This window comes from Schumannella sp. GW821-FHT10F01 (assembly GCF_058809295.1).
The window spans coordinates 220641-232082 of record NZ_JBXASM010000004.1; the positions used below are offsets into that span (position 1 = coordinate 220641).

Here is an 11442-nt window from a genome sequence, read left to right on the forward strand (position 1 = left end):
TCAGATCCGGGCCGCGTGGATGGACGTGACGAGGATGGCGCGCGCGCCGAGTGCATAGAGGCGGTCCATGATCGCGTTCGTCTCCGAGCGCGGCACCATGACGCGCACCGCGACCCAGCCGCTGCCGCGGAGCGGCGACACGGTCGGCGACTCGAAGCCGGGCGTGATCGCGGAAGCCTGCTCCATGAGGTCGGAGGGCAGGTCGTAGTCCATGAGCACCCAGCGGTGCGCGACCATGACCCCCTCGAGGCGCCGGCGGAACGTCTCGAGCCCGGCCGGCGAGTCGTCGCGCGCGATGAGCACCGCCGCCGACTCGAGGATGACGGGGCCGAAGATCTCCAGGCCCTGCAGTCGCAGCGTGGTGCCGGTCTCGACGACGTCGGCGACCGCGTCGGCGACGCCGAGCCGCACGGCGGACTCCACCGCGCCGTCGAGCCGCACGACGGTGGCCTCGATGCCCTCACGGGCGAGGAAGTCGCCGACGAGGCCGTCGTAGCTCGTCGCGACCCGCTTGCCCGCGAGGTCGTCGAGGGTGCGGAACCGGTCCGGCGGTCCGGCGAACCGGAACGTCGAGGCGCCGAAGTCGAGCTCGGCCAGCTCGCGCGCCTCCGAGTGGGAGTCGAGCAGCAGGTCGCGGCCGGTGAGGCCGACGTCGAGCGCGCCCGAGCCGACGTAGGTGGCGATGTCGCGCGGGCGCAGGTAGAAGAAGTCGACGTCGTTCGCGGTGTCCGCGACGATGAGCTCCTTGCTGTCGCGGCGCACCGCGTAGCCCGCCTCGCGGAGCATCTGCACCGCGGTCTCGGAGAGCGTGCCCTTGTTCGGCACGGCGATCCGGAGGGTCATGTTCGAAGGTCCGTCCTCCGCCGCGGGGATCCGCGACGTCTCGCTCGGTCAGGGGTGATGGCTCGGCGACGGCGCGCTGGCGCCGTCCGGCGGATCAGAGATGTCGCCAGACGTCGTCCGGCGTGAGCCCCTTCGCGAGCATGAGCACCTGCAGGTGGTAGACGAGCTGGGAGATCTCGGCGGCGGTCTCGTCGTCGCTCTGGTACTCCGCCGCCATCCAGACCTCGGCGGCCTCCTCGACGATCTTCTTGCCGATCGCGTGCACGCCGGCGTCGAGCTCGGCGACGGTGCCGGATCCCGCCGGGCGGGTGGCTGCCTTGTCGCTGAGCTCGGCGAACAGCGCGTCGAACGTCTTCATCGCGTCCAGGCTACCGGGCGCGCGAGGGGGTCACCGGACGCCGAGGAGGTCGATCACGAAGACGAGCGTGCGACCGGAGAGGCGGTGGCCGCCGCCGGCGGGGCCGTAGGCGAGCTCCGGCGGGCAGACGAGCTGGCGGCGTCCGCCGACGCGCATGCCGGGGATGCCCTCCTGCCAGCCCTTGATCAGGCCGCGCAGCGGGAACTCGATCGACTCGCCGCGGCCCCAGCTGGAGTCGAACTCCTCGCCGGACTCGAAGTCGACGCCGAGGTAGTGCACGTCGACGGTCGCGCCCGGAGTGGCCTCCGGACCGTCGCCGATCTCGAGGTCGGTGATCACGAGCTCCGTGGGCGCCGGGCCCTCGAGGAAGTCGATCTCGGGCTTGGTCTTGTCAGTCATGCGTCCAGTCAAGCAGACGGGTGGACATGCGCGGACGCCGCGGACCGCAGGCCGGCGATGGCCGCGGCGGCGTCCTCCGTGCCGTAGACGCTCGACCCCGCCACGAACGTGTCCGCCCCGTTCTCGGCCGCGATCGCGATCGTCTCGAGCGTGATGCCGCCGTCGACCTGCAGCCAGACGTCGAGCCCGGTGGCGTCGACCTGCTCGCGCAGCGCGCGCAGCTTCGGCATCGTGCGGTCCTGGAACGTCTGCCCGCCGAACCCGGGCTCGACGGTCATCACGAGCACCTGGTCGAACTCCTCGAGGATGTCGAGGTAGGCGCTGGCCGGGGTATCCGGCTTCAGCGCGATGCCGGCGCGGCTGCCGATCGAGCGGATGCGGCGCGCCAGCGCGACCGGGTCGTCCGAGGCCTCCACGTGGAAGGTGACGCTGAACGCGCCGAGCTCGGCGTAGCCCGGGGCCCAGTGGTCCGGGGCGCTGATCATGAGGTGCACGTCGAGCGGGATCGGCGACGTCGCCTGCACGCGCTCCACCATCCGCGGCCCGAACGTGAGGTTCGGCACGAAGTGGTTGTCCATCACGTCGACGTGCACGGCGTCGGCCGTGGCGATCCGCTGCAGCTCCGACTCCATGTTCGCGAAGTCGGCGGAGAGGATGCTCGGTTCGATGCGCACGGCCACGGTCGGAAGCCTAGGCGCTGGCAGCCGGGGTTCCGCTCCTCGTCCGCAGCGCTACGCGGGCAGTTCGAGCAGCTGCACGAACATGGCGTCCGTGCCGTCGCGATGGGGCCAGAGCTGGGCGGAGAGCGCGGCGTCCGCGCCCTCCGGCAGCGACAGCGCACCCGGTGCGATCGCCCGGAGCACGGCCGGGGTGTCGATCGCGCGGAGCGCCGGATGCCGGGCGAGCACGCCCGCCACCTGGTCGCGCGTCTCGGCCAGCACGGGCGAGCACGTCACGTAGGCGAGCAGCCCGCCGGGGGCGAGCGCGGCGACCGCGGCGTCGAGGAGCGAGGCCTGGAGCGCGGTGAGGTCGGCGAGGTCCTCCGGTGTCTTGCGCCAGCGCGCCTCCGGGCGGCGGCGGAGCGCGCCGAGCCCGGTGCACGGCGCGTCGAGCAGGATGCGGTCGAAGTGGAGTGCGCCGTCGGGGCCGATGGAGCCGAAGCGGTGGCCGTCGCCGACGACCACCTCGGGGGCCGCGTCGCGGAGCGCCGCGACCGCGCGGCGCACCAGGCCGGCGCGGGCCGGCACGAGCTCGTTCGCGAGCACCGTCGCCCCGCCGATCCGGGCCTCGGCGCCCAGCACGGCGGTCTTGCCTCCCGGACCGGCGCAGAGGTCCAGCCAGCGCTCGCCGGTCGTGCCCGCGTGGCCGTCCGCGTCCCCCGCCCCGGCCGGTCGGATCGGCCGGGCGCGGCTCAGTGCGAGCGCGGCGAGCTGCGAGCCCTCGTCCTGCACGCGCACCCGGCCCTCGGCGACCGGCGCGAGCCGCGCGGGATCTCCCGGCGGGGCGGCGGCGCCGATCGGCGAGATCCGCCCCGGCTCCCCCGCCTCGCGCGGCTCGGCCAGGCCGGGCAGTGCGGCGAGCGACACCCGGGGTGCGGTGTTGTCGGCCTCGAGCAGGGCGTCGAGCTCGTCATCGGCGCCCTCGGCCGCGAGGGCCTCCCGCAGCGCGGCGACGACCCAGGTGGGATGCGAGGCCGTGACGGCGCGCGCGTCGTCGACGTCGAGCCCGGCGACGGCGCGGGCGAGCCACTCCTCCGGATCGGTGCGCGTGAGGGTGCGCAGCACCCCGTTGACGAAGCCGCTGGCACGTGCGTAGCCGCTGACCCGGGCGAGCGTCACGGTCTCATCGACCGCGGCGTGGGCCGCCACGCGCATGCCGAGCAGCTGGTGCGCGCCGAGCCGGAGCAGATCGAGCACGGCCGGGTCGATCCGGTCAGCGGTGCGTCCGGCCGCGATCTCGAGGATGCGGTCGTAGCGGCCGCGCATCCGCAGCGTGCCGTAGGCCAGCTCGGTGGCGAAGCCGGCGTCGGCCGCCGAGAGCCCGGCCTCTGCGATCCGGGCGGGCAGCAGCAGGTTCGAGTAGGCGTCGCTCGCGGAGACCGCCCGCACGACCGAGTAGGCGACGCGGCGCGCGGCGGTCACCCGCCCGGCGCCGGGCGCGTCGCGGCCGGTGCCGGCGTGGCGCTCTCGGCGGTCGCCGCCGCGGGTGCGGTCCTGGCCGCGACCTCGGTCCTGGTCGCGGTCGCGTCCCCCGTCCCGACCCCGGCCGGCCCCCTGGCCGCTCATCGGGCGGTCGCCCGACGTCCTGGGCGGCCCCGCAGCCAGTCGGCGGCGGGCATCGGACGGCGTCCGGCGGGCTGCACCTCGAGCAGCTCGAGCGGCACGCCGCCCGTGCCGGCCAGCACACGGCCGTCGCGCGACTCGATCTCGCCTGGCGCCAGCGGCGCCATCCCGGTCGCGGGGGCGGCGCGGAGCACCTTGAGCCGATCGCCGTCCACCTCCGTGAAGGCGCCGGGCTCGGGCGTGACGCCGCGGATGCGGGACGCGACGACGTCGCCGTCGACGGCCCAGTCGATCCGCCCGTCCGCGAGGGTCAGCTTCGGCGCCAGGGTGACCTCGCCGTCCTGGTCGGCGGGCACCGCACGACCGACCGCCAGGTCGTCGACGACCCGGGCGAGCAGGGCGGCCCCGGAGACGGAGAGCGACTCGAGCAGCTGGCCCGAGGTCTGGTGCCGCCCGACCGCCTGCACGTCGACGCCGAGCACCGGGCCAGCGTCGAGCTCCGGCACGAGCTCGAAGACGGTCGAGCCGGTGCGGTCGTCGCCCGCCATGATCGCGCGCTGGACCGGTGCGGCACCGCGCCAGCGCGGCAGCAGCGAGAAGTGCAGGTTGATCCAGCCGAGCCGGGGTGCCGTGAGCAGCGGGTCGCGGATCAGCGCGCCGAACGCGACGACCACGCCGAGGTCCGCGTCGAGGGCGAGCAGCTCGTCCTGCACCGGCCCGAGCCGGTCCGCCTTGACGACCGGCAGCCCGAGCCGCTCGGCGGCGTCGGCGACCGGTGTCGCCGTGAGCACGCGCTTGCGCCCCTGCGGCGAGTCCTCGCGCGTCACGACGGCGGCGATCTCGTGCCCGGAGGCGGCCAGCGCCTCGAGCGACGGCACCGCGGCCGCGGGGCTCCCGGCGAAGATCGTTCGGAGCGCGGTCATGCGCCCATCCTTCCAGCAGGATGGACCGGTGAGCTCCGGAGCGCGTCCGCTCGTGCCGCGGACCGCGGCGCCCCGGCTCGTCGCGCACCGCGGAGCGCCCCTGCTCGAGCGGGAGAACACGCTGCCGGCGATCGCCGCGGCACTGGAGCTCGGTGCGGTGGCCGTGGAGGTCGATCTCCGCCGCACGGCGGACGGCGGCTGCGTGCTGCTGCACGACGCGACGCTCGACCGCCTGTGGGGCGTGCCGCGCGCGGCGGCGGAGCTGGCGGGCGAGGAGCTGCGCGCCCTGGGCGTCCCCGCGCTCGGCGACGCGCTCGAGCTCGTCGCGGGGATGCCGTCGGTCCCGGTGTCGGCCATGGCCTCGGACCCGGCTTCGGCCCCGGCGGCACCCGCGATCGGCGGTGCGACGCTCGTGCTCGATCTCACCGGGCCCGAGGACGCCGCCGCCGCGGTCGCCGCGCTGTCGGATCACGCCGGCGCGCTCCCCCGGATCGAGTGGTGCGGGGCGCCCGACGCGATGGCGGTCGTGCGCGCGGCGCTGCCGGACGCGTCCGTGTGGCTCGCCTGGACCACCGCAGGGGCGCCCGCGGCCGCCGATCTCGCGGCCCTGCGCCCCTCGACGCTGAACCTCGAGGTCGGCCTGCTCAGCGCCGCGACCGTCGCGGCGGCGCACGCCCTCGGCCTCGTCGTGTCGTGCTGGACGGTCGACGACCCGTCAGCGGCCCGGGAGGCGGCCGCGGTCGGCGTCGACTCGATCACGACGAACGACCTGCCGCGGATCGCGGCCGCGCTCGCCCGCTGAACAGCGGGACACCCCGGACCGGCGCCCTCGACGGGGCCGCGGCGCTATTCCGTGAACGGCGAGGGGTCGTCGAAGTGCGGGCGGAGCGGCACCGGACGGCGGCCGCGCCGCTGCGGGGCCGTCGGCGACCGCCGAGCGCCGGAGAGCCGCACGACCTCCGCTCGGACGATCCCCGCGACCTCGGCGCCGTCGGCGTAGTCGAACAGCAGGATCGCGCGCTCATCGCCGGATGCATCGGCGACGGGACCGGACGCCGCGCCCCGCGCGGGCCCGCCCTGCAGCGGCGAGCCCTGCACCGCCGGGCCCTGCACCGGCGAGCCCTGCACCGCCGTCAGCGGTGTCGGCCCCCAGACCGTGACGGAGGCCGGCAGCTTCGCCAGGAGCCCGTCGAGCGCCGCGCGGCTGCCGGTGACCGTCGCGGAGCGCACGGCGGGTGGGAAGCGCAGCCGCCGGCGGTCCGCGAGCTCGCCGCGCACGTGCGCGTCGAGCCGCCACGTCGCCATCGCGGTCGCGAGCGCGCCGCCGACGCCGACGAGCACGACCGGCGCGCCGTCGGCGGCCAGGGCCGCGGCGGAGCTCCACCAGCGCAGGCAGTCCTCGGCGACGCGGAGGCTCTCCCTCGCCAGCATCCGCTCGCCGTCGAGCAGCAGCACGGCGCGGTAGCCGCCGGCCGCGACCGGCTCGGCGCCGCGCGTCGCCACGATGAGTGCGGGCTCGGGTCCGACCTCGGCGATCGGATGCTCGCCGTCGGCGACGCGCACCCGCACGCCGGGGAAGGCACGGCCGAGGTCGACGGCGGTGCGGGTCGAGCCGCTGCCGCGCGGCATCCAGCGGGTGCCCTCGCAGACCGGGCAGCGGAAGCCCGACGCGGGCAGGCCGCACCAGAGGCAGCTCGGGGCGCCGCCGCGCGCCGCCAGCCGCACCGGGCCGCCGCAGCGCGTGCAGCGCACCGCCTCGCCGCAGTCCGCGCACGCGAGGCCCGGCGCGAACCCGGGCCGGGCGACCTGCACGAGCACCGGCCCGTGCTCGAGCCCCGACCGCGCCTCTGTCCAGGCGCTCGACGGGATGCGCGCCTGCTCCGCGAGCCGGTCGCGCGCGAGCAGGTTGGCGGTCGGGATGACGCGCGGGCGCGGCGTGCGCGCCGGTCCCACGGCCTCGAGGAAGCCGAGCTCGACGAGCCGCTCCGCCTCGGCGCTGCGGGTGTGGCCGACGAGCAGGAGCGCGCAGTGCTGCTGCTCCCGGCGCAGCAGCGCGGCGTCCCGCGCGTGCACGTAGGGCGCCAGCGGCTCGGCGTGGAGCGGATCGCCGTCGTCCCAGATCGCCAGGAGCGCCAGGTGCTCGGCCGGTGCGTAGACGGCGGAGCGGGTGCCGACGACGATCACCGGGCCGTCGGCGGCGCGGAGCAGCGCGCGGTAGCGGTCCGGATTCGGCTGCTTCGCGTCCCAGCGGACGACCGCGGTCTCCGGCACCTGCCCGGACAGCGCGGTCACGAGCTGCTCGACGTCGCGGTAGTCGGGCACGACGAGCAGCGCGCTGCCGCCGGAGGCGAGCGCGGCACGCGCGGCCTCGGCCATGGTCACGGCCCAGCGGCCCACCCAGCGCTCGTGCTCCCCCGCCGCGCCGATCCGCGCCACCCCGGGCACGGCCGTGACGGCCGCACGGCCGCGCTCGGCGAGCACTCGGTCGAGCGTGCCCGCCGCGTAGCCGGTGATCCCGTCGGGCGGCGTCACCTCGAGCGGCGCCGGCGCGAGGCGGCCGTCGAGCCAGGCGGTCTCCACCCGCACCTGGCGCTTCGGCACGGCGAGGCGCAGCACGTCGTTCGCCGAGCCGGCGGCGCGGGTCGAGACGGCGCGCGCGAGCGCCCAGACCTCCGGTCGGAGGACGGGCACCGGCGAGACGAGCGCGTCGAGGTCGCTCAGCGGGCCCGGGTAGTCCTGCTGGTCGGCGAGCTCGACGACGAGCGCGTCGACGGTGCGGCGCTCGGTGCGCAGCGGCACCGAGACGCGCACGCCGGGCGCCACCCCCTCGAGGCCCTCGGGGATGCGGTAGTCGAAGAGCCGGTCGAGCTGCGGCAGCGGCGAGTCGACCAGCACACGGGCGATCGCCGCCGGCACCTCAGCGGCCGCCCGTTCCTCAGAGTCCAGCGTGCTCGCGGAGCGCGTCCACGCGGTCCAGGCGCTCCCAGGTGAAGTCCGGCAGCTCGCGGCCGAAGTGGCCGTAGCTGGCGGTCTGCGCGTAGATCGGGCGCAGGAGGTCGAGGTCGCGGATGATCGCCGCCGGGCGGAGGTCGAACACCTCGCGGATGGCGGCCTCGATCCGGTCCTCCGGCGCGTGCGCCGTGCCGAAGGTCTCCACGTAGAGGCCGACGGGCGAGGCGGCGCCGATCGCGTAGGCGACCTGCACCTCCAGGCGGTCGGCGAACCCGGCCGCGACCGCGTTCTTCGCCACCCAGCGCATCGCGTAGGCCGCCGAGCGGTCGACCTTCGACGGGTCCTTGCCGCTGAACGCGCCGCCGCCGTGGCGGGAGGCGCCGCCGTAGGTGTCGACGATGATCTTGCGGCCGGTGAGGCCGGCGTCGCCGTGCGGGCCGCCGATCTCGAACTGGCCGGTCGGGTTGATGAGCACCTTCGGGTCGTCGATCTCGAGCCCGTCGAGGCCGGCGAGCACCGGGTCGATCACGAGCTCGCGCACGCCGGCGCGGAGGTCGGCGAGCGAGATGCTCGGCGAGTGCTGCGTCGAGAGCACGACCGTGTCGATGGTGCGGGGCGTGGTGCCCTCGTAGCCGATGGTGACCTGGGTCTTGCCGTCGGGTCGGAGCCAGTCGACGAGGCCCTCGTGGCGGACGGCCGCGAGCCGCTCCGACATCCGGTGCGCGAGCCAGATCGGCAGCGGCATGTAGCTCGGGGTCTCGGTCGAGGCGTAGCCGAACATGATGCCCTGGTCGCCGGCGCCCTGCTTGTCGAGCTCGTCGACCGAGGTGCCCTCGCGGCTCTCGAAGGCGTCGTCGACGCCCTGCGCGATGTCCGGCGACTGCTCGCCGATCGAGACGCTGACGCCGCAGGAGCGGCCGTCGAACCAGACGTCGGACGAGGTGTACCCGATGTCGGTGACGCGCTTGCGCACGATGCCCGGGATGTCGACGTAGCCGCTCGTCGTGACCTCGCCGGCGACGTGCACGAGGCCGGTGGTCACCAGGGTCTCGACCGCGACGCGCGCGTGCGGGTCGACCGCGAGCAGTGCGTCGAGGATGCTGTCGCTGATCTGGTCGCAGATCTTGTCGGGGTGGCCTTCGGTGACGGACTCCGAGGTGAAGAGGCGCAGCGGACGGCTCATGTGACTCCCATTTCCGGTTCGGGGGCGGGGCGTGGCGCGGTCAGACGACCAGGTCGAGGATACGGTCGGCGACCGACGCCTTGCTCCCGGATGACGTCCCGCGCACGGCGCCGGCGGCGTCGAGCACGGTGACGGTGTTCTGCTCGGTCTGGAACCCCTCGGCCCAGCCGACGCGGTTCAGCACGAGGAAGTCGACGCCCTTGCGCGCCGCCTTCTCGCGCCCGAGCGCGAGCTGGCGCTCCGGGTCCTGCTCGGTCTCCGCGGCGAAGCCGACGACCGTCTGGCCGGGCCGGCGGGCGGCGGTCAGCTCGCGGAGGATGTCCGGGTTGCGCACGAGCCGCAGCTCCAGCACGTCGCCGGTCGCGTCCTTCTTGATCTTCTCCTGCGCCACGGTGTCGGGCCGGTAGTCGGCGACGGCCGCGGCCATGATGACGAGGTCGGCCTCCGGGGCGTGCTCGAGGGCCGCGCGGCGCAGCTCCTCCGCCGTGCCGGCGCGTACCACCTCGACGTGCGCGGGCGCGTCGACGTCGAGGTTCGCGGCGAGCAGCGTGACGGCCGCACCGCGGCGGGCGGCGGCGAGGGCGATCGCGACGCCCTGGCGTCCGCTCGAGCGGTTGCCGACGAAGCGGACGGGGTCGAGCGGCTCGCGGGTGCCGCCGGCCGTGACGAGCACGCGGCGGCCCTCGAGATCGCGGGGCCCGATGAGTGCGAGCGCGGCCTCGACGATCTCGTCCGGCTCCGACATCCGCCCCGCCCCCGAGTCCTTGCCGGTGAGCTGGCCGACGGCGGGGCCGACGAGGTGGATGCCGCGGGCGCGGAGCGTCGCGACGTTCGCCGTCGTGGCCGCGTTCCGCCACATCTCGGTGTGCATGGCCGGGGCGAGCAGCAGCGGCGCCTCGCTGGCGAGGATCGTCGTGCCGAGCAGGTCGTCCGCGAGGCCGGCGGCGAGCTTCGCGATCGTGTTCGCCGTCGCGGGCGCCACGACGATGAGGTCGGCGGCCTGGCCGAGCGCCACGTGGCGCACCTCGGCGACGCCCTCGTAGAGCTCGGTGTGCACCTCGTTGCGGCTCAGCGCCTCGAGCGTCGGGCGGCCGACGAAGCGGAGCGCCGCCTCCGTCGCCACGACGTGCACGTCGTGGCCGGCGAGCACCAGGCCGCGGACGACGCCGACGGCCTTGTACGCCGCGATGCCGCCCGTGATGCCGACGACGATGTTGCTCATGCCGATGCCAGGATGCTCGCGGCGCGGGCGCGACGCGCCTACTCGGCGGGCGCGGCGTCGTGCGTGAGGGTGAGCTTGTCCTCGTTGATCTCGTGCAGCGCGACCGAGAGCGGCTTGTCGTCGACGGTCGAGTCGACGAGCGGCCCGACATTGTCGAAGAGCGAGCCCTCGTGCAGGTCGGCGTAGTAGTCGTTGATCTGGCGCGCGCGCTTCGAGGCGAAGATCACGAGCTGGTACTTCGAGTCCACCTTCGAGAGCAGGTCGTCGATGGGCGGGTCGATGATGCCGGAGTTCTTGTCGGCCATGGCTGCCTCCTGGGGATGCCGGATGGTGCGGAGTCGGTCGTGCGCGCGTGCGTCAGCCGCCGGGCACTGCCAGCAAGTCTACGACCTCGGCCGCCGCACGGCCGACCTCGCGGTTCACGACGCGCACATCGAACTCGTCCTGGGCCTTGAGCTCGAGCCGCGCGGTCTGCAGCCGGCGGGTCTGCTCCTCCGGGCTCTCGGTGCCCCGGCCGACCAGCCGGCGCACCAGCTCGTCCCAGCTCGGGGGCAGCAGGAACACGAGCAGCGCCTCGGGCATCGCGGCCTTCACGGCCCGTGCGCCCTGGATGTCGATCTCGAGCAGCACGCTGTGCCCGGCGGCGAGGGCCTCGTCGATCGGCGGCCGCGGCGTGCCGTACCGCGACGCGTTGTGCACGGTCGCCCACTCGAGGAACTCGCCCCGCGCGATCATCTCGTCGAAGCGCTCGTCGCCGACGAAGTAGTAGTGCTCGCCCTCGATCTCCCCCGGCCGCGGCGCGCGCGTCGTCGCCGAGACGCTGAGCAGCACGTCGGGGTAGCGCTCTCGGATGTGGCGCGACACGGTGCCCTTGCCGACCGCGGTCGGGCCGGCGAGCACGACGAGCCGGCTCCGGCGGGCGGTGCGCTCGCGGCGCAGCAGCCACTCGCGGAGGCGGATGCGCTGGCGGCGGCCGAGGCCGCCGACGCGCTTCGACAGCGCGATGTCGAGGGACTCGAGCGCGCGGTCGGCGCGGAGCGGACCGACGCCGGGGATGCTGATGAGCAGCTCGCGGACGCGGAGCGTCGCCTCCGGCGCGGTGGGCTCGGCCGTCCAGCCGGCCTCGGCGACGCTGAGCGCCGTGCGGCGCCGCCCGCTCACGTCGGCTTTGAGCACGGCGCGGGCGCGGCGCGCGGCGACGGCGGCCTTGGCGGCCGCGGCGCGGTCGACCTCGGGCGGGCGACGCGACGCGGCGGAGCGCGCGGGCGGGCGCGCGGGCG

Annotated in this window: 12 protein-coding genes; 1 reads left to right on the top strand and 11 read right to left on the bottom strand. The window is 75.6% G+C overall.

The window, feature by feature from the left end:
- From hisG to fmt, 6 genes are all read right to left on the bottom strand, one after another.
- The gene (gene hisG, locus AC1RSJ_RS07380) at positions 1-843 is read right to left on the bottom strand and encodes an ATP phosphoribosyltransferase (protein WP_493117701.1); all 843 of its coding nucleotides are present in this window, start codon (positions 841-843) and stop codon (positions 1-3) included.
- 94 nt (positions 844-937) lie between these two features.
- The gene (locus AC1RSJ_RS07385) at positions 938-1201 is read right to left on the bottom strand and encodes a phosphoribosyl-ATP diphosphatase (protein WP_493117702.1); all 264 of its coding nucleotides are present in this window, start codon (positions 1199-1201) and stop codon (positions 938-940) included.
- A gap of 30 nt (positions 1202-1231) precedes the next feature.
- The gene (locus tag AC1RSJ_RS07390) at positions 1232-1600 is read right to left on the bottom strand and encodes an FKBP-type peptidyl-prolyl cis-trans isomerase (RefSeq protein WP_493117703.1); all 369 of its coding nucleotides are present in this window, start codon (positions 1598-1600) and stop codon (positions 1232-1234) included.
- An 8-nt stretch (positions 1601-1608) separates the two neighbouring features.
- On the bottom strand, positions 1609-2280 hold the full coding sequence (gene rpe / locus AC1RSJ_RS07395) for a ribulose-phosphate 3-epimerase (RefSeq protein WP_493117704.1): 672 nt from the start codon (positions 2278-2280) through the stop codon (positions 1609-1611).
- Between the two features lie 51 nt (positions 2281-2331).
- Complete coding sequence (locus tag AC1RSJ_RS07400; protein WP_493117705.1) at positions 2332-3885, bottom strand: RsmB/NOP family class I SAM-dependent RNA methyltransferase; 1554 nt, start codon at positions 3883-3885, stop codon at positions 2332-2334.
- Positions 3882-4805: a methionyl-tRNA formyltransferase gene (gene fmt / locus AC1RSJ_RS07405; protein ID WP_493117706.1), complete on the bottom strand. Its 924-nt coding sequence runs from the start codon at positions 4803-4805 to the stop codon at positions 3882-3884. Before fmt ends, AC1RSJ_RS07400 begins: the two co-directional genes overlap by 4 nt.
- Before the next feature lie 28 nt (positions 4806-4833).
- On the opposite strand from fmt, the gene AC1RSJ_RS07410 reads away from it, so the two are divergent.
- Entirely contained in the window at positions 4834-5607 is a 774-nt protein-coding gene (locus AC1RSJ_RS07410; protein WP_493117707.1) for a glycerophosphodiester phosphodiesterase, read from the top strand.
- A gap of 44 nt (positions 5608-5651) precedes the next feature.
- On the opposite strand, the gene AC1RSJ_RS07415 is transcribed toward AC1RSJ_RS07410, so the two are convergent.
- The 5 genes from AC1RSJ_RS07415 to gmk all read right to left on the bottom strand — a co-directional run.
- Positions 5652-7721, bottom strand: a complete 2070-nt coding sequence (locus AC1RSJ_RS07415) for a primosomal protein N' family DNA-binding protein (RefSeq protein WP_493117708.1) — start codon at positions 7719-7721, stop codon at positions 5652-5654.
- A gap of 19 nt (positions 7722-7740) precedes the next feature.
- A complete protein-coding gene (gene metK, locus AC1RSJ_RS07420; protein ID WP_493117709.1) occupies positions 7741-8940 on the bottom strand; it encodes a methionine adenosyltransferase in 1200 nt (399 codons plus the stop codon).
- A 40-nt stretch (positions 8941-8980) separates the two neighbouring features.
- On the bottom strand, positions 8981-10162 hold the full coding sequence (gene coaBC, locus AC1RSJ_RS07425) for a bifunctional phosphopantothenoylcysteine decarboxylase/phosphopantothenate--cysteine ligase CoaBC (protein WP_493117710.1): 1182 nt from the start codon (positions 10160-10162) through the stop codon (positions 8981-8983).
- A 38-nt stretch (positions 10163-10200) separates the two neighbouring features.
- Complete coding sequence (gene rpoZ, locus AC1RSJ_RS07430; protein WP_493117711.1) at positions 10201-10467, bottom strand: DNA-directed RNA polymerase subunit omega; 267 nt, start codon at positions 10465-10467, stop codon at positions 10201-10203.
- A gap of 52 nt (positions 10468-10519) precedes the next feature.
- On the bottom strand, positions 10520-11442 hold a 923-nt coding region (gene gmk / locus AC1RSJ_RS07435), incomplete at its 5' end, for a guanylate kinase (RefSeq protein WP_493117712.1).

Bases quoted from the DNA above. Each gene is read 5' to 3' on its own strand.
- AC1RSJ_RS07390 (WP_493117703.1), bottom strand. From the start codon at position 1,600: ATGACTGACAAGACCAAGCCCGAGATCGACTTCCTCGAGGGCCCGGCG.
- coaBC (WP_493117710.1), bottom strand. From the start codon at position 10,162: ATGAGCAACATCGTCGTCGGCATCACGGGCGGCATCGCGGCGTACAAG.
- AC1RSJ_RS07400 (WP_493117705.1), bottom strand. From the start codon at position 3,885: ATGAGCGGCCAGGGGGCCGGCCGGGGTCGGGACGGGGGACGCGACCGC.
- rpoZ (WP_493117711.1), bottom strand. From the start codon at position 10,467: ATGGCCGACAAGAACTCCGGCATCATCGACCCGCCCATCGACGACCTG.
- fmt (WP_493117706.1), bottom strand. From the start codon at position 4,805: ATGACCGCGCTCCGAACGATCTTCGCCGGGAGCCCCGCGGCCGCGGTG.
- hisG (WP_493117701.1), bottom strand. From the start codon at position 843: ATGACCCTCCGGATCGCCGTGCCGAACAAGGGCACGCTCTCCGAGACC.
- AC1RSJ_RS07385 (WP_493117702.1), bottom strand. From the start codon at position 1,201: ATGAAGACGTTCGACGCGCTGTTCGCCGAGCTCAGCGACAAGGCAGCC.
- metK (WP_493117709.1), bottom strand. From the start codon at position 8,940: ATGAGCCGTCCGCTGCGCCTCTTCACCTCGGAGTCCGTCACCGAAGGC.